Origin of the sequence: Sphingobium sp. LB126, from assembly GCF_002795205.1 — a bacterium.
Taxonomy (GTDB): domain Bacteria; phylum Pseudomonadota; class Alphaproteobacteria; order Sphingomonadales; family Sphingomonadaceae; genus Sphingobium; species Sphingobium chungbukense.
This window is the reverse complement of record NZ_NETV01000001.1, coordinates 3,322,325-3,339,361: the sequence shown is the minus strand read 5'-3', so window position 1 is coordinate 3,339,361 and position 17,037 is coordinate 3,322,325. Positions and strand designations below refer to the sequence as shown.

At 64.2% G+C, this 17,037-nt stretch carries 17 protein-coding genes and 2 tRNA genes; 3 read left to right on the top strand and 16 right to left on the bottom strand.

The features are described 5' to 3' along the window. Nucleotides 1–27: 27 nt before the first annotated feature. Nucleotides 28–255 carry a hypothetical protein gene (locus CAF53_RS16270; protein WP_046763283.1) on the bottom strand — a complete coding sequence of 76 codons (228 nt, stop codon included), beginning with the start codon at nucleotides 253–255 and terminating at the stop codon, nucleotides 28–30. A 162-nt stretch (nucleotides 256–417) separates the two neighbouring features. Between CAF53_RS16270 and CAF53_RS16265 the strand changes: the two genes are divergently transcribed. Next, nucleotides 418–888: an Lrp/AsnC family transcriptional regulator gene (locus CAF53_RS16265; RefSeq protein ID WP_100238621.1), complete on the top strand. Its 471-nt coding sequence runs from the start codon at nucleotides 418–420 to the stop codon at nucleotides 886–888. Between the two features lie 67 nt (nucleotides 889–955). Here CAF53_RS16265 and CAF53_RS16260 read toward each other — a convergent pair. From CAF53_RS16260 to CAF53_RS16230, 7 genes are all read right to left on the bottom strand, one after another. Beyond that, a tRNA-Lys gene (locus CAF53_RS16260) sits at nucleotides 956–1,031 on the bottom strand. 39 nt (nucleotides 1,032–1,070) lie between these two features. After that, nucleotides 1,071–1,146 (bottom strand) — tRNA-Lys (locus tag CAF53_RS16255). Between the two features lie 125 nt (nucleotides 1,147–1,271). Next, on the bottom strand, nucleotides 1,272–2,384 hold the full coding sequence (gene rodA, locus CAF53_RS16250; RefSeq protein WP_046763008.1) for a rod shape-determining protein RodA: 1,113 nt from the start codon (nucleotides 2,382–2,384) through the stop codon (nucleotides 1,272–1,274). Next, entirely contained in the window at nucleotides 2,381–4,462 is a 2,082-nt protein-coding gene (mrdA, locus tag CAF53_RS16245; protein ID WP_046763007.1) for a penicillin-binding protein 2, read from the bottom strand. Before mrdA ends, rodA begins: the two co-directional genes overlap by 4 nt. Beyond that, nucleotides 4,459–4,986, bottom strand: a complete 528-nt coding sequence (mreD, locus tag CAF53_RS16240; RefSeq protein ID WP_046763006.1) for a rod shape-determining protein MreD — start codon at nucleotides 4,984–4,986, stop codon at nucleotides 4,459–4,461. Before mreD ends, mrdA begins: the two co-directional genes overlap by 4 nt. Then, on the bottom strand, nucleotides 4,983–5,903 hold the full coding sequence (gene mreC / locus CAF53_RS16235) for a rod shape-determining protein MreC (protein WP_046763005.1): 921 nt from the start codon (nucleotides 5,901–5,903) through the stop codon (nucleotides 4,983–4,985). Before mreC ends, mreD begins: the two co-directional genes overlap by 4 nt. Nucleotides 5,904–5,915: 12 nt before the next feature. Then, nucleotides 5,916–6,962 (bottom strand): rod shape-determining protein, encoded by a 1,047-nt coding sequence (locus tag CAF53_RS16230; RefSeq protein ID WP_007685698.1) that lies wholly within the window; start codon nucleotides 6,960–6,962, stop codon nucleotides 5,916–5,918. 161 nt (nucleotides 6,963–7,123) lie between these two features. Here CAF53_RS16230 and mutL point away from each other — a divergent pair, with 161 nt between their 5' ends. Further along, nucleotides 7,124–8,908, top strand: coding sequence for a DNA mismatch repair endonuclease MutL (gene mutL, locus CAF53_RS16225; protein ID WP_100238620.1), 1,785 nt, complete (start codon nucleotides 7,124–7,126; stop codon nucleotides 8,906–8,908). Between the two features lie 14 nt (nucleotides 8,909–8,922). Beyond that, nucleotides 8,923–9,447: a hypothetical protein gene (locus tag CAF53_RS16220; RefSeq protein WP_100238619.1), complete on the top strand. Its 525-nt coding sequence runs from the start codon at nucleotides 8,923–8,925 to the stop codon at nucleotides 9,445–9,447. 1 nt (nucleotide 9,448) lies between these two features. On the opposite strand, the gene CAF53_RS16215 is transcribed toward CAF53_RS16220, so the two are convergent. The 8 genes from CAF53_RS16215 to CAF53_RS16180 all read right to left on the bottom strand — a co-directional run bounded on the left by CAF53_RS16215 (nucleotide 9,449) and on the right by CAF53_RS16180 (nucleotide 16,929). Beyond that, nucleotides 9,449–9,913 (bottom strand): MaoC family dehydratase, encoded by a 465-nt coding sequence (locus tag CAF53_RS16215; RefSeq protein WP_100238865.1) that lies wholly within the window; start codon nucleotides 9,911–9,913, stop codon nucleotides 9,449–9,451. 73 nt (nucleotides 9,914–9,986) lie between these two features. Beyond that, a complete protein-coding gene (locus CAF53_RS16210) occupies nucleotides 9,987–11,267 on the bottom strand; it encodes an ectonucleotide pyrophosphatase/phosphodiesterase (protein WP_100238618.1) in 1,281 nt (426 codons plus the stop codon). Between the two features lie 65 nt (nucleotides 11,268–11,332). Further along, nucleotides 11,333–11,857 (bottom strand): DNA-deoxyinosine glycosylase, encoded by a 525-nt coding sequence (locus CAF53_RS16205; RefSeq protein ID WP_100238864.1) that lies wholly within the window; start codon nucleotides 11,855–11,857, stop codon nucleotides 11,333–11,335. A gap of 6 nt (nucleotides 11,858–11,863) precedes the next feature. Beyond that, nucleotides 11,864–12,964, bottom strand: a complete 1,101-nt coding sequence (gene ychF / locus CAF53_RS16200) for a redox-regulated ATPase YchF (RefSeq protein ID WP_100238617.1) — start codon at nucleotides 12,962–12,964, stop codon at nucleotides 11,864–11,866. Nucleotides 12,965–13,047: 83 nt separating this feature from the next. Further along, nucleotides 13,048–13,737 (bottom strand): DUF2490 domain-containing protein, encoded by a 690-nt coding sequence (locus CAF53_RS16195; protein ID WP_100238616.1) that lies wholly within the window; start codon nucleotides 13,735–13,737, stop codon nucleotides 13,048–13,050. A gap of 83 nt (nucleotides 13,738–13,820) precedes the next feature. Next, on the bottom strand, nucleotides 13,821–15,449 hold the full coding sequence (locus CAF53_RS16190) for an alpha-D-glucose phosphate-specific phosphoglucomutase (protein ID WP_100238615.1): 1,629 nt from the start codon (nucleotides 15,447–15,449) through the stop codon (nucleotides 13,821–13,823). 210 nt (nucleotides 15,450–15,659) lie between these two features. Continuing rightward, a complete protein-coding gene (gene pth, locus CAF53_RS16185) occupies nucleotides 15,660–16,229 on the bottom strand; it encodes an aminoacyl-tRNA hydrolase (protein WP_100238614.1) in 570 nt (189 codons plus the stop codon). 85 nt (nucleotides 16,230–16,314) lie between these two features. Next, nucleotides 16,315–16,929 carry a 50S ribosomal protein L25/general stress protein Ctc gene (locus CAF53_RS16180; RefSeq protein WP_046762996.1) on the bottom strand — a complete coding sequence of 205 codons (615 nt, stop codon included), beginning with the start codon at nucleotides 16,927–16,929 and terminating at the stop codon, nucleotides 16,315–16,317. Between the last annotated feature and the right edge of the window lie 108 nt (nucleotides 16,930–17,037).

Genomic DNA, 17,037 nt, shown 5'->3' with positions numbered 1-17,037 from the left:
CTGGCTAAATCCGAATCATGAGGCGGATCAGTGGATTATCCACCAGCCCAGCAGACCGAGCGTCAGGGCAAGAGCGACCGGTCCTGCCCAGCGCGACAGGCGCTGGATCGCCGTCTCCGCCCATATATGGGAATGACGCCACCATGCGAGGCTTGACCGGTCCTCTTTCCCGTTGCGATCGACCGCGTCGTGCCGAGGCGCCGGATGCGCCGTGCCTGAACCCTTGTCGCGTGGTTGAGGAGAAAGGTCGATCATTTCGCAGCCCCGGTCATCGAATTTCGACCCGGCGTCAGAATAGCCCGGCTGACCGAAAAGGGAAACAGATTTACGGAACCTTTTCTTCTGGCCCACCGCACCAGCGTGGGTGTTCCACGAACCTTCTTGGATGAAATCACGGGATTGCCTATTCTGCCGATCATGAAACAGGAACGGCAGATCGACGCGATAGATCGCAAAATCATTGCAGCCTTGCAGGAGGATGCCACACTCAGCCATGCCGATTTGGCGGAGAAGGTGGGCGCGTCCAGTGCGTCGTGCTGGCGCCGGATCAAGGCGTTGGAGAGCGCGGGTATCCTTGCCGGGACCGTGCGGTTGGTCGATCCGGAGAAGATCGGGCTCGGCGTCAACGTCCTTTGCAATATCCGGATGCGCAGCCATGCGCAGGAATCGCGCCGTGCGTTCGAACAATTTGTCGATGGGCGCCCGGAGATCGTCGAATGCTTCTCCATGTCCGGAGAGTGGGACTATCTGCTGCGCATAGTGGTCGCGGACGTGGCGGACTATAACCGCTTCCTGATGATGACGCTGCTCGGCCATTCTTCCGTGGCGGGGGCTGCGTCGCATTTCGCTTTGTCGATGACGAAATTCACGACCGCATTGCCGGTCTGATCCGGAGACGGGCTTGCCGATCCGGCAATGTTCCGGGGAATGCATTTTCCGAGTGGATGCATTTTCCTGGTGGACGCACTAGGGCTCGAACCTAGGACCCGCTGATTAAGAGTCAGCTGCTCTACCAACTGAGCTATGCGTCCACGCCGGCGTTGGGCTTGTGTCCCGATCCGCTGAAAATCTGGTGGACGCACTAGGGCTCGAACCTAGGACCCGCTGATTAAGAGTCAGCTGCTCTACCAACTGAGCTATGCGTCCACACCGGCTTTCGGCTAGGCCCTAGATGAGGCGTCGCCTTGGCGTGGGCGGGCTGTTAGCAGTCGCATCGGACTTTGCAAACAGGAAATCGCTTCTGGTCGCAAATTTTTGTGAACAGGCCGGTTTCAGCCCCAATTTCCCGGCCTGCTCCGCCGCCGTCCCGACCGTTCGATCGCCATGATGATGCCGACGCACAGCATGACCGTCAGCATCGACGATCCGCCATAGGACATGAAGGGCAGGGGGATCCCCACCACCGGCGCCAGGCCCATGACCATCATCAGGTTGATCGCGACATAGAAGAAGATCGTCGTGGTCAGCCCCGCCGCCACCAGCCGCGCATATTTGTCCTGCGCGCGCAGCGACACGCCAATGCCCCAGCGGAACAGAAGCATGAAGGCCCCGATCAGCAGCACGCCGCCCAGCAGCCCCCATTCCTCGGCCATGGTGGCGAAGACGAAATCGGTATGGCCTTCGGGCAGATAATCGAGATGGCTCTGCGTGCCCTTGAGGAAGCCCTTGCCGAAAATGCCCCCCGAACCGATGGCAATCTTCGACTGGCTGATATGATAGCCCGCGCCCAGCGGATCGCTCTCCGGGTCCATGAAGATCAGCACGCGGTTCTTCTGATAGTCATGCAGGAAGCTGAAGGCGATCGGCACGATGGCGGCGAAGGCCAGCCCCGACCCCACGAACAGCCGCAGCGGCAATCCGGCGAGGAACATCACCGTCACCCCGCCCGCCGCGATCATCGTCGCTGTGCCGAGGTCCGGCTGAACCAGCACCAGCATGAAGGGTACGCCGATCAGCACCAGCGCCGGCCAGATCGCGTTCCAGCGTCTGATCTCCCCCACCGGGAGCAATGCATAGAAGCGCGCGACCGCCAGCACGATGATCGGCTTCATGAATTCGGAAGGCTGCAATTGCATGAAGCCCAAGTTGATCCACCGCTGGCTGCCCCCCGCCACCCCGCCGATCAACTCGACCAGGAACAGGGCGACCAGCACGCTGCCATAAGCGGGAAAGGCGAAGCGGGCGAAGGTCTCAAGCGGAATGCGGCTCAGCACCAGCGCCATAACGGAGAAGATGACGAAGCGCACGCCCTGGTTGATCGCCCAGGGCGTGATGCTGCCTCCCGCGGCGCTGTAGAGTACCAGCGTCCCGAACCCCGCTATGGCAAGCAATATGCCCAGCACGCGCCAGGGGAATTCGGTCAAGGGTTCCGGAACGATGCTCATCGGGCGCTGTCCGCCGGAGGGGGGGCGTCATCGGCGTCCGCCGGCGTTGCGGCCGCAGGGGGCTGGGGTACGGCGGCAGCGGCCATATTGTTGCTTGTCTCAGCGCCATTCATCGCGTTGGACGCTTCGGGCGGCGGCGCCTCCCCCTTTTCGATCGCCTTGGCGAGCCGATAAGCGGCCATCTGCCTTGCCATCCGCTCGGCCGGAGGCCCGCCCCAGCCCTTTTCCAGCGTTTCCAGCTTTTCCATCGCCTTGGCCTGGTCGAACAGGAAGGTCATGGTATCGGCCGCGATCATCGGCGCGTCCTCGTTGCGATTGGTATGGCCGCCATGCTCGATGATGCAGGCAATGGCGTAGCGCGGATTGTCGAACGGCGCGAAACCCTGGAACAGCGCATGATCGCGCAGCTTGAAGGGCAGGGACGCGTTGCTGCGGACGCCGCCGCCGCGTTCGGCCATGGTGATACGGCGGACCTGTGCCGTCCCCGTCTTGCCCGCCATCAGCACGCCCGGCACGGTCATGCGCGCGGCACCGCCTGTGCCGCCGCCGTTCACCACCGCGCTCATCGCGTCGCGGATCGTCACCAGATGCTCCTCATTCACGCCCACCGGCGCAGGGGCTGGCCGCTGCGCACCGAAGATGAAATTGGGCATCAGTTGCCTGCCCGTCGCCAGCCGCGATGCCATCACCGCCATCTGCAACGGGTTGATCAGCATATAACCCTGGCCGATGGTCGCGTTGACCGTGTCATAGACCTGCCATTTCTGGTTATATTTCTTCAGCTTCCACGCCGGATCGGGAACCGTGCCGAAACTCTGGCTGGGGAAGGGCAGGGGGAATTTCTGGCCCATGCCCACGCGATGCGCCATGCTGGCGATGCGGTCCATGCCGATGCGCTGCGCCATCTGGTAGAAATAGATGTCGCAGCTCTGGGCGATCGCTCCGCGCATGTTGAGCGACCCGTGCCCGCGCTTCTTGTGGCAGTGGAACAGCGTGTTGCCGACCCGGATGGCGCCGGAGCAGCTCACCGTGTCCATCGGCGAAATCCCCGCCTCCAGCAGCGCCAGCGCCACCATGGGCTTCACCGTCGATCCCGGCGGATAAAGGCCCTGCAAGGTCTTGTTGCGCAAGGGCACATGGTCGTCCTTCGACAGCATGTCCCATTCCAGATGGCTGATGCCGTCGGAAAAGCTGTTGGGGTCGAAACTGGGCATCGACGCCATCGCCAGCACATCACCATTATGGCAGTCGATCACCACCACCGACCCGCTCTGCGTCGCCAGCCGCCGTCCCGCATATTCCTGCAATCCGGCGTCGATGGTCAATTTCACCGCATTGCCCGGCGTGTCGGGCCTGGTCGTGAGTTCGCGCACGATCTTGCCCCGTGCCGTCACTTCCACCCGCTTCGCGCCAGGCTTTCCGGTCAGTTCCCGGTCGAAGGATCGCTCCAGACCATCCTTGCCGACCTTGAAACCCGGCGTGATCAGCAGCGGGTTCTTGCGCTCTTCATAATCCTTGGCTGACGCCGCACCGACATAGCCCAGCAGATGCCCGACCGTCGCGCCTGCAGGATAGTTGCGCGAAAAGCCCTGGCTCGGCGCTACCCCCGGCAGGTCGGGCAGGCGCACGCTGACCGCCGCATATTGGTCGTAGGTCAGCTTTTCGGCCACCTGCACCGGGCGGAAGCCCGCCGACTTGTCCAGTTCCTCCTTGATCCGCTCGACCTCATCATCGGTCAGCGCGAGCAGATGGGCCAGGCTGCGGATCGTGTTCTCCGCGTCCGTAACCCGTTCCGGGATCAGGTCGACGCGAAAGTCGGTGCGGTTGTTCGCCAGTGGCCGGCCATTACGGTCGATGATCCATCCGCGCCGCGGGGGGATCAGCGTCAGGTTGACCCGGTTGCTTTCCGACAGCAGATTATATTTCTCGTTCTCCGCCACGCTGATCCAGCCCATGCGGGCCACCAGCATCGTCCCGATCGCCCCCTGCAACCCGCCGACGACCATCGCACGGCGCGTGAAGGTAAAGGACAGGGAAGCTTCGGTAACGGTCTTTTTTTTGGAAAAGGGCAGCTTCATGCCATCACGCGCCAGCGGTCGATCCGGGCGCATTGCCGGACGACAAAGGGAAAGAGCAGGACCGTCCACAGCATTTGCGGCGCCACCAGGATCAGCTTCACGTCGCCTCCGCCGGTGATCCGCGCGAAGAAGACGCCGCCGGCAATGCAGAAGATAATCGCCGCCGTGGCGATTAGCCAGTCCTGGCGGTAGCTGCGCCAGACCATGCGGGATTCCACCGCATCGATGGCGATCAGGGTGACGGTCCACAGGAACATGGCCGAACCGATCGGTTGACCGCTGGCCATGTCGTCGAACAGGCCGAGCGGCAGGCCGATCCAGGCCCGCCACAACTCAGGCCGCAACAGCCGCCAGGTCAACAGCAGTAGCAGGCCGAAGGGCGGCATCACCGGCGATTGCGCGATCACCGGCAACGCGGTCACAATCGATCCCAGCATGACCGTGATCACGGGCGTCCCGGTCAACCGCAGGCGCGACGGATGGCGGCCGAGGCGCGGGACATGCTGGAAATGCGAGTCGATCATGGCGGCGGTGCGCCGGAAGGCGCGTTCGTGCCCGCTTCCGGCTCGACCGGCGCGTTGGGATCGGTTCGCGTCACCGTTTCCTCGAAGGAGCGCTCGACCACCACGGCATCCACCTTGGAAGGATTGGCCAGCGGTACGCCATAGGCGATCTCGCCCTCGATCCGCACGATCACCGCCACTGGGATATTGGGCTGATAGACGCCGCCAATGCCGGAGGTCACGAGCAGATCGCCGGGCTTGAACGGATTGCGTCCCGCCGCCAGCGCCCGGATTTCCAGCGTTCCATCGCCAAGCCCGGTGGAAATCGCCGGTACGCTGTCATTGGCCCGGCGCACCGGCACGATATTGCTGGTGTCGGTAAGCAACAGCACCTCGGCCGTATTGGGCGTGGTGATATGGATGCGCCCGATCAGCCCTTCCGGGGCGCGTACCGGCATGCCCGGCCGCACCCCCTGCCAACGCCCGGCATTCAGCCGGGCCAGGCGGCGCGTGCTGGAGGAGGAGGAGGCGATCAGCCGCGCGGTCAGCAATTGGCTGCCGTCATCCTCGACCAGCTTCAGCAGTTTCTTGAGGCGAAGATTTTCCTGCGCGACGGCCTTGGCCTCGATGATCCGGTTGCGATCCGCTTCCACCTGCCGGCGAAGCGCGACATTCTGCGATCCCGCCTGCCAATAGGAGGCGAGCACCTCGTCGATGGACGAAACCCCGCTTACCATATTCTTCAGCGTGACCGACGCCGGGCGAGTCATTTCCGCCGTCGCGATGCGGATCGCGGCGAAGCCGGTCGGATCGAAAATGGCGACAACCACCAGAAGCAGGCCGACGGCGGCGCCGGTCATCGCCACGACATAGCTGGCGAAGAGGCTATATTGCGCCTTCCGGTTGTGCCCGGGGCGTCGGCTGGGTGGCCGCGCCATCCACTCGCTCCCTTAAGCGGTCTGAAGGACGCCCCGGAAGATCGGGTCTTCCATCGCGCGGCCAGTGCCGATCGCGACGCAGGTCAGCGGATCTTCAGCGATGGTGACGGGCAGGCCGGTCTCGTCGCGCAACTCGTCGTCCAAACCTTTCAGCAGCGCGCCGCCGCCGGTCAGGACGATGCCCTGGTCGACGATGTCGGCGGCCAGTTCCGGCGCGGTGTTCTCCAGCGCGATGCGAACGCCCTCGACAATGGTGCTGATCGGTTCGGCCAGCGCGTCGGCGATCTGCCCCTGGTTGATCGAGATTTCCTTGGGCACGCCGTTCACCAGGTCGCGGCCCTTGATGTGGATCGTCTCGCCCACGCCGTCCTCGGGCGGCTGGGCGACGCCGAACTGCTTCTTGATCCGCTCGGCGGTCGCTTCACCGATGAGCAGATTGTGATGCCGGCGCACAAAGGACACGATCGCCTCGTCCATCTTGTCGCCGCCCACGCGGACCGAGGTGGTGTAGGCCAGGCCGCGCAGCGACAGCACGGCGACTTCGGTCGTGCCGCCGCCGATGTCGACCACCATCGACCCGATCGGTTCGGTCACGGGCATGTCGGCGCCGATCGCGGCGGCCATGGGTTCCTCGATCAGGAACACCTGGGAAGCACCCGCATTGCTGGCCGCGTCGCGAATCGCGCGGCGCTCCACGCTGGTCGAACCCGATGGCACGCAGATCACGATTTCCGGGAAGCGCCAGGGGCGCGATTTGCCGCCATGCACCTTGGTGATGAAATGCTTGATCATCTGCTCCGCGACGTCGATGTCCGCGATCACGCCGTCGCGCAGCGGCCGGATCGCCTCGATCGAATCGGGGGTCTTGCCCATCATCAGCTTGGCGTCGTCACCGACCGCCTTCACCCGCTTCACGCCGTTCAGCGTCTCGACGGCCACCACCGACGGTTCGTTGAGCACGATGCCGCGCCCGCGCACATAGACCACGGTATTCGCCGTGCCGAGGTCGATGGCCATGTCCTGAGAGGAGAGTTTGAAAAGTCGGGAGAAGATCGACATGCCTGTTCCTGTTCAGCCCCACCCCCCCGGCGAAGCGAACCGGGTCAGTCGGAAAGTTCGCCCCGCAATTCGCCCGCCCCCCGGGTTCACCAATTTTGGCAACCAAATTTTCTGGGGCAGGCGTCTCGCGGAAAGCGCTCGCTTGGGCTAGTCACTAATCAATGTCAATACGCCGTCTGCCCGAACATCTGGTCAATCGCATCGCCGCGGGTGAAGTGGTCGAAAGGCCTGCCAGCGCACTCAAGGAAATCGTTGAAAATGCGCTGGATGCCGGGGCAGGCCGGATTTCCGTCCGCATTTCCCATGGCGGCCTCGACCGGATCGAGGTGAGCGACGATGGTTGCGGCATGGATTCAGGGGAGATCGCGCTGGCGCTGGAACGCCATGCCACCTCCAAATTGCCGGACGATGCGATCGAGAATGTCGCCACGCTGGGCTTCAGGGGTGAAGCGCTGCCTTCCATTGCCAGCGTCGCGCGGCTTTCCATCGACAGTCGGCCGCATGGACGGGACGGCTGGAATCGCACCGTGGACAATGGCGTGGTGGTCGGCGAAGGTCCCGCCGCGCTGCCGCCGGGGACCCGGATCACGGTCGAACAGCTGTTCGGCAAGGTGCCCGCCCGTCGCAAGTTCCTGCGCTCGGCGAAAGCGGAATATGCCGCCTGCCTCGATGTCGTCCGTCGCCTCGCCATGGCGCATCCCTCGGTGGCGTTCAACATGGAGCATGACGGCCGCCGGGTGCTGGGCGTGCAGGCGGACGAGGCGCGGGAGGATCGCGTCGCCGCGCTGACCGACCGGGCGCTGGCGGACAATCATGTCATCGTTGCGCTGGAACGGGAAGGCGTGCGCCTGTCCGGCGTGGCTTCGCTGCCGACCTATAATCGGGGTGTTGGCGATCATCAGTTCCTGTTCGTGAATGGCCGCCCGGTCCGCGACCGGCTGCTGGTCGGGGCGGTGCGGGGTGCCTATGCCGACATGCTGGCGCGGGATCGGCACCCGGTCGTGGCGCTTTTCCTCGACGTTCCGCCGCTGGAGGTCGACGTCAACGTCCACCCGGCCAAGACCGAGGTCCGCTTCCGTGACCCGGCGCTGATCCGGGGCATGATCGTCTCCGGCCTGCGCCGCGCGCTGGACGCGGAGGGTTTCCGTGCCGTCCAGCATGCCGATCCCGCCGGGCTTTCCGCATGGAAGGCCGAGCCCGTTTCCCCAACGCCGATCGGGGCGATGCCGATCTTCGAAGCGGCGGACGTGTCCATCCCCAGGTCGATGCCAAATTATTCCCTGGCCGATCGCCGCCCGAGCTTCCTTACACCCCCGCCGCAGGCCCGCGCCGAACCCGCCGCCGCGCCCGCGCCCGAAGGCACCAGCTTCCCGTTGGGCGTCGCGCGGGGGCAGGTCGCCCGCACCTATATCGTTGCGGAGGCGGAGGACGGCCTCGTCATCGTCGACCAGCACGCTGCGCATGAACGGCTGACCCTGGAACGCATGCGCCGTGCGATGGAGGGGCAGGGCGTCGCGGCGCAGGCGCTGCTGCTGCCCGAAGTGGTGGAACTGGACGAGCCCGCCTGCGACCGGCTCGAGGCGCGGATCGCGGAGCTGAAGGATTTCGGGCTCGAACTGGAGCGCTTCGGTCCCGCGGCGATGCTGGTCCGGGCAACCCCGGCGATGCTGGGGCAGGGCGATGTGCAGGGCCTGGTGTCCGACCTCGCCGACGATCTCGCCGCTTATGACAGCGCGCTGTCCCTGAAGGAACGGCTCGATCTGGTCGCCGCCACCATGGCCTGCCACGGCTCGGTCCGCGCGGGCCGGGTGCTGAGCGTCGCGGAAATGAACGCCCTGCTCCGCGAAATGGAGATCACCCCCCGCAGCGGCCAGTGCAACCATGGCCGCCCGACCTGGGTGAAGCTGGGGCATGGCGACATCGAAAAACTGTTCGGCCGGAAGTAGAAAGGGAAATGAGGATGAAGCGGCTGCTGTTCCTGTTGGCATTCTGCCCGGTCGCGGCCCATGCCGCTTCGGTTCCCGCACCGGCTTCCTGTGCTGGCGCTGGGCCATTGGCCGAACCCTGGACAAGCTGGACGCAAAGCGGCGCGGCGACTGGCGGCGGCACCGTCTCGACAGCGCCGCGCCTGATCCTGGGCAAGCCCGTCACGGCCAGCCTGCGACCCGGCGTCCAGGTCCAGTTCGCCGTTCCGCCGGGCAAGACTGCGCCAAAAAGCTTTGCCGGTCTTTTCACCCTGGCGCTCAAGGACCCGGCGCGCGTCGGCATTGCCCTGTCGGAAGGAGCATGGGTCGATGTCGCGACGGGAGCCTCCGCGCTTTCGTCGGTCGATCATGGCCATGGCCCCGACTGTTCGGGTATCCGCAAGATCGTCTGGTTCGACCTGCCGCCGGGGCTTCACACCGTGCAGGTCGCGGGCTCTCCCAAATCCGTCATCCGCATCATGGCTGCCGACGCCCGGGCGAACCAGCCGAATCCTCGATAATTCAGGCGGGACGCGTCCGGAACATGACGATCGGTATCATCGTCATCACCGGTTCGTCGCGCTGGTTGAACAGCGTGATCCGCGACTTTACCACACCCATTTCAGGGCGGCTCTTCGAAGCCTTCGTCTCGACGACTTCGGAAGTTCCGCGCAATGTGTCGCCCGGCCGGACAGGTCGCAGCCAGCGCAGTTCGTCCACGCCTATTGCGCCCAGGCTCGCCGCCTGAACGCCCGGCTCCTTTTGCCAGCGAGCCACCATCATCTTCATGCAGAGCGCCGTCGTATGCCAGCCGCTGGCGGCCAGGCTGCCAAAATGGGTTTGTGCGGCCGCCTCGTCCGACAAGTGAAAAGGCTGGGGATCGAATTCGTCGGCAAAGGCGATGATCTCCTCCCTGCCGATGTTGAGAGGACCGAATTCGGTCTGGTCCCCTACCTTCACATCCTCGAAATAGACGATTTTGCTCATGCCCGTTTCCTTCTGCAACGGGTGGGAGGTAGGGGTGCCTTACGTTCCCGTCAAGCTTCCGTTGACGAAAACGTCAATGCCTGGCCAGCCCGGCCAGCGCCGCCGGATCGCCGTCATTGGGAGCCGGCGCCACCCCCAACAGCCTTGCCAGCAAAGGATAGACATCGACATTGGTGAAGCCGGCCGGCGGGCGGAAGCGTGTGTCGAAGGCCGGACCTTTGGCGATGAACAGGGCCTGCATTTCCGGCGCCCGGTCGTCCCAGCCATGATCGCCGCCGACGAAGGGCTTCGCGGGGGCGGTCGGCTGGATCACCCATCCCGTGTCGGCCAGGCAGAAATAAGGCGGAATGCGCCGGTGCGAGCCATAATGGAAACGGGCCGGAATATCGCCCTTTCGCCAGCATTGCATATGTGGCTGCGGCTTCAAGAGCCGTGCTTCCAAGGCCGTCTCATGTCCCGGTTGGGCGTCGAGGCTGGCAAAGGGACCACTTTCGACAAGGCGATAGTCGGCGGCATCAGCGACCCTTTCCATCGCCACAACCCGATCGCTGCTTTTCTGCGCCATGCCATGGTCGGACAGGATGACCAGGTTGGCGGGCTGGCCCAGCGTCTTGAGTCCGGCGATGAGCAGCCCGATCTGCCCATCGACTTCCCGGACCGCCCGTGTCGTTTCCAGTGCATCCGGCCCGCTGTCATGGCCGGCCTTATCCACCGCGTTGAAATAAATCGTCACGAAGCGCGGCCGGATGTCCGCCGGGCGGCGGAGCAGGTCCAATGCGGCGTTTACCCGCTGGTCCCCGCCAATCTCCTCATTGAACTGCGCCCAGTCACTGGGCCGGATGCCGCCAGCGATCTTGTGGTCCGAACCTGCGATCTTATTTCCGCCCCAGCCGACATTGGAGCCCGGCCAGAAGATGGTGGCCGTGCGTATGCCCGCCTTTTCCGCCGTTACCCAGATCGGTTCAGCCTCGTTCCACCAGAAGGGATCGTCGCTGGCGGTGGTGAACTTCTCATCCGGGCGCGAAGCATCCTCCATCTTGTTGGAAACGATGCCGCTGCGATCGGGCCGGTTTCCGGTGACGATCGCCCAGTGATTGGGAAAGGTCTTGGTCGGAAAGGATGGGCGCATCGACGCCTCGACCCCTCCTGCCGACAGCGTCAGCAGATTGGGCGTCACGCCGCGCTTCAGATAATCGGGGCGAAACCCGTCGATCGACACCAGGATGGTGACCGGCTGCCGCTGTTCGACCGGTATGGCCGCGACGGGAGCGGGGCGCTGACCGGCTGGCGCGCAACCGCCTAACGCCGCAGCGAAGGCTATCAGGCCAGCAAGAAACGGGTAACGCAAGGACATGGCGACTCTGTGATTTTACGCGTCTGGCTTAACAGGCGGATTGCGACGGTAAAGTGACGATGGCGTCACGCATCGCCGATGAACGCGGCGAGCGCCATCCACGCCGTCCGCTTTGCGTCCCGCGACATGCTGGCAAAGGCGCCGGAGGAGGAGGGGAGGTCGATCAGCGAAAGATCGCTCCCTTCCCCAAGCTGCCGCCGCCCGTGCAGCGCCGCCGTCCTGCCATTGAAGGCAATCACCTCCAGATTCGGAAGCCGTGCCGTAAAAGCGCGAAGATCGCGCAATTCCGCCCCCCGGATCGCGCTGTCGAGGCTTCCTTCCCGGTCCGCGCTCTCGATCACGTCCCACAGGCCGACATGCCGCGCCTTCAGCCGTTTCAACCGCATGGCATAGGGCAGGCCGCGCAGATCCTCCCCCAGCACATCGCCCATCAATGCCCAGAAGGCATTGCCGCGATGCGCATAATATTCGCCCTGCTTGATCGATGCGTCGCCGGGCAGGCTGCCGAGGATCAGCAGCCTCGTCCCTTCATCGACACTGGGCGGAAAGGCCGCCTTGCGCCGGGCGGGCATCTGTCCCGGCCGCAGCATGGTCAATCACACATTGAAGCGGAACAGCATGATGTCGCCATCCTGCGTCACATAATCCTTGCCTTCGGAGCGCCACTTGCCCGCTTCCCTGGCCCCGGCCTCGCCGTTATACTGGACATAGTCGGCATAGGCCATGGTTTCGGCCCGGATGAAACCCTTCTCGAAATCCGTATGGATCGCGCCCGCCGCCTGGGGCGCCTTGGACCCCTTGGTCACGGTCCAGGCGCGGGCTTCCTTCGGCCCCACGGTGAAGAAGGTGATGAGGCCCAGCAACTCGTAACCCGCCCGAATGATCCGCGCGAGGCCCGCTTCGGTCAGCCCCAGCGCTTCCAGATATTCGGCGCGCTCCTCGGACGGCATGGTGATCAGTTCGGCTTCGATCGCCGCCGACACGATGACGGCCTTGGCATTTTCAGCCGCGGCCTTCTCGAACACCCGCGCCGAATGGGCGTTGCCGGTGGCGGCGCTTTCTTCCTCGACGTTGCAGACATAGAGGACGGGCTTGGCCGTCAGCAACTGCGCCTGGCCGAAGAGCCGCTCTTCCTCGACATCCTTGGGCACGGCCAGGCGGGCGGGCTTGCCGTCGCGCAGCAGGTCGAGCGCCTGGCCCAGCACCGAAGCGGCGGCCTTCGCCTCCTTGTCGCCCTGCGCCGCCTTCTTGGCGAGGTTGGGAACGCGCTTCTCCAGCGATTCCAGATCGGCGAGCATCAGTTCGGTCTCGACCGTCTCGGCGTCGGCGATGGGATCGACCTTGCCTTCGACATGGGTGATGTCGCCATCCTCGAAACAGCGCAGCACATGGACGATGGCGTCCGTCTCGCGGATATTGGCCAGGAACTGGTTGCCCAGACCCTCGCCCTTGGACGCGCCGCGCACCAGCCCGGCAATGTCCACGAAGGAAAGCTGCGTTTCGATGATCTTGGCCGATCCGCCGATTTTCGCGATGGTCTGCAACCGGTCGTCGGGCACGGCGACACGGCCTTCATTGGGCTCGATCGTGCAGAAGGGATAGTTCGCCGCCTGCGCCGCCTGCGTTTCGGTCAGCGCATTGAACAGGGTGGACTTGCCCACATTGGGAAGCCCGACGATACCGCAACGAAAACCCATGGAACTGCCTTCACGTCAGAATGATTGGCCGCGCCGATAGCGCTTTCGCGGGTCTTTGGCCAGTTCCCAATGACCGGGGCGACCTAGTGGCGGAAGAACAGCGTGACCGACGCCACATGGTTGACGCGGTCGTTTCCGCCGCGCTGGTTGATATATTGGTTGAGATAGCCGATTTCCGCCGTCGAAGCGCCGCCCAGCCCCAGTTCCGCGCCGATGAAGCTGCGCAACTGGTCGAACCCGCCCTTCGCGCCCCAATCCGTGCTGTTGAGCGCGACGAACCCCTCGCCATAGACGAGCGCGTTGACGGCATTGCTCCCGGGCTTCAGCGGCTTTTCATACCGCAGCATCTCGCGCAGCCGCCAGCCCAGGTCGTCCCCATCGGAACGCCAGCGCTGTTCCAGCCGCGTGCGCGAGGAAAGCTCGCCGCCCCATGGCTTGCCCATGACCCAACTGATCTGCTGGAAACTGCGTTCCTCATTCACATCCCGGCCGCCATCGACCGGCAGCACGACATGGGCATAGCCCTGATAGACGGTGAGGCCGGGCGAGAGCTTCCATCCTGCCGCGCCCCGCAGCAGCAACTGGTCGAGCCGCGAAATCCCGTCGCCGGCGCGCGGCTGGATTTCCGCGAAATAGACCAGCTTGCCCGAAACCGGCCCCATGGCGGTCAGGTTGATCCAGAACTGCTCGTCTTCCGTGGTGCGGGCTTGTGCGTGACCGGCAAGGCCGAGAACGCAGACGCAAAAGGAAAGGGCACGAAAAAGGCGGCGCATTGCAGACCTCAAGGGGAGGGGAATAGCCCTCCCTCTAGCGCGCTGCCTGTTTCCCGGTCATGTCCGGGAGGTAAGCGTTGGCGTCAGGTGATGACGCTGGGCGCATTCATGCCGGTAAATGCCTCGATATCCGCTATGCGCTCCGCGGACTCGATGACGCGGAACAGCGCGGCGCCGGTTTCCATGTCGAGCTTTCCATCCGGCCCTACGAAGCGTTCGAGATAAACGCGCAATGTGGCGCCTTCGGTGCCTGTGCCGGACAGGCGGAAAACGATGCGCGATCCATCGTCGAACAATATGCGCACCCCTTGCGCGCTGCTGGTCGAGGCATCGGTGGGATCGGTGTAGGCGAAATCATCTGCCTGAACGACGGTGCCCAGAATGGTCGCAAAGCCGGGCAGATCGCGGATTTTGCCCCGTAATGCCGCCATCAGCGCATCGGCCCTGTCCTTGGCGATGCCCTCATAATCATGCCGCGCATAATAGTTGCGGCCATAGGTCGCCCAATGGTCCGCCATGATCTGCGCCACGCTTTGCCGCCGGACGGCAAGGATATTGAGCCACAGCAGCACCGCCCAGATGCCGTCCTTCTCGCGCACATGATCGGAGCCGGTTCCCGCGCTTTCCTCGCCGCAGAGGGTCGCCATCCCGGCGTCCAGCAGATTGCCGAAGAATTTCCAGCCTGTGGGCGTCTCGTAGAGCGGGATGCCCAGTTTCTCCGCCACCCTGTCCGCCGCGCCACTGGTCGGCATGGACCGCGCAATGCCCTTCAGGCCTTTCGCATAGCCTGGCGCCAGATGTGCATTGGCCGCCAGCAGGGCGAGCGAATCCGACGGCGTCACGTAGCAATGCTTGCCGATGATGAGGTTGCGGTCGCCGTCGCCATCCGAAGCCGCGCCGAAATCCGGCGCATCGGGGCCCATCATCCGGTCGTAGAGATCCTTTGCATGGACCAGATTAGGATCGGGATGATGATGGCCGAAGTCGGGTAGGGGGGTGGCGTTGCGCACGGTTCCCGCGGGCGCGCCCAGCCGCCTTTCGAAAATCTCGACCGCATAGGGGCCGGTCACGGCGCTCATGGAATCGAAGAAGAGGGTGAAGCCCCCGGCGATCATCGCCCGGATCGCGGCAAAGTCGAACAGTGTCTCCATCAGATCGGCATAGCCCGTCACCGGATCGACCACCTCGACGGTCATGCCGCCAAGCCGGCTGGTGCCGATCGCATCGATATCGACGTCCGGCGCTGCCAGGATGCGATAGCTCTGGATCGCCAGCGTCCGCGCATGGATGGCGTCGGTCACCTTTTCCGGCGCGGGACCGCCATTGGAGACATTATATTTGATCCCGAAATCCTCGTCCGGCCCGCCCGGATTGTGGCTGGCGGACAGCACCAGCCCGCCAAAGGCGCCCGAAGACCGGATTAGATGCGAGGCCGCCGGGGTGGAAAGGATGCCGCCTTTGCCCACCAGCACCCGGCCAAAGCCATTGGCCGCCGCCATCTTCAGCACGATCTGGATGACCTCGCGGTTCAGATAGCGTCCGTCGCCGCCCACGACCAAGGTCTGGCCTTCATATCCCTCCAGGCTGTCGAACACCGACTGGACGAAATTTTCCGCATAATGGGCCTGCTGGAAAATGCGGACCTTCTTGCGCAGGCCGGACGTGCCCGGCTTCTGGTCGTCGAAAGGCTTCGTCGAGACGGTCTGTATCACCCGTATCCCCTTGGGAAAGTGGAACTCAGATTCCTTCTATGGCCCGGCAATACTACGAACCGCAATCCATCGCTTGCGGCTCGCCGTGAGGAGAGGGCGGACGAGCTTGCATTTCGTCCAGCGCCATGCGGGCCCGGCTGGCTTAAGCAGGTCCGGGGCGGCGAAGCGGGCTTGCGCTCACCAACCGCCATGCACCCAACTGCGCAGGTCCTAATCGGCCAGCCGCAGTGCCACCTCGTTCATGAACCGCGCATCGTCGCCCTTGGCCAGCCACTCCGCCTCGGCCCCGATGGCGCCCAGCATATCGGCCAGCGCGTCGGTCTCGCTCTTGTGGTAATTGCCCAGCACATAGCCATGTACCCGGTCCTTGTGCCCCGGATGCCCGATGCCGATCCGCACCCGGCGAAACTCCGCCCCGATATGCGCGTCGGTCGAGCGCAGACCATTATGCCCGGCGTTTCCACCGCCGCGCTTCACCTTCACCTTCATCGGTGCCAGGTCCAGTTCGTCATGGAAGACGGTGACATCCTCGGGTGCCAGCTTGTAGAAGCGCATCGCTTCGCCCACCGACCGCCCGCTTTCGTTCATGAAGGTCGCGGGCTTGATCAGGATGATCTTCTCCGGCCCGATCCGGCCTTCCTGGACCCAACCCTGGAACTGCTTCTTCGGCGGGGAAAAGCGATGCATGTCCGCGATCACATCTACGGCCATGAAGCCGACATTATGGCGGTTCATCGCATATTGGGTTCCGGGATTGCCCAGCCCAGCCCAGATCTGCATCGCGTCCGTACTCCAAAGAAAAATCCCGCCCGCCGGGTAGGCGGACGGGACTTGAATTTCCACCCCAAAGGGTTGGCAAAAGGGCTTAGGCGCCTTCGGCCGGGGTTTCGTTGTCGCCCTCGGCGCTCTTCAGAGCCGACGGAGCAACGATGGTAGCGACGGTGAAGTCGGTTTCGTCATGGGCAGCCTTGGCGCCCTTGGGCAGCTTCACCGCGCCGATGTGGATCGATTCGCCGACATCCAGGCCGGTCAGGTCGATCACGACATCGTCGGGGATCAGGGCCGCGTCGACGATCAGTTCGACTTCATGCGCGACGATGTTGAGTACGCCGCCCTTCTTGATGCCCGGCGAGGCGTCTTCATTCTCGAAGCGCACCGGCACGTTGACGTGGACGGTGGCATGTTCCGAAACGCGCAGGAAGTCGGCGTGCAGCGGACGGTCGGTCACGGGGTGGAAAGCCACATCCTTGGGCAGGGTGCGGATCTTCTTGCCGCCGACTTCGACGAAGACGACCGAATTGAAGAAATGGCCGGTGCCGAGCAGCTTGCCCAGGAGCTTTTCCTCGACGTGGATCGACTGCGGTTCTTCATTGTTACCATAGATGACGGCGGGTACGCGGCCCTCACGGCGGAGAGCGCGGGAGGCTCCCTTGCCTGCCCGATCGCGTGCCTCTGCCGACAGCGTAAGCTGCTCGCTCATTGCGTGTCTCCAAAAGCAAATTGATGTAAGCGCCCGTCACGCCTCCAGGGATGACCATGCCGGGACCGCGGCCCAATAGCAGAAAAGGGTAGGAAAGCAAGAGAGGCG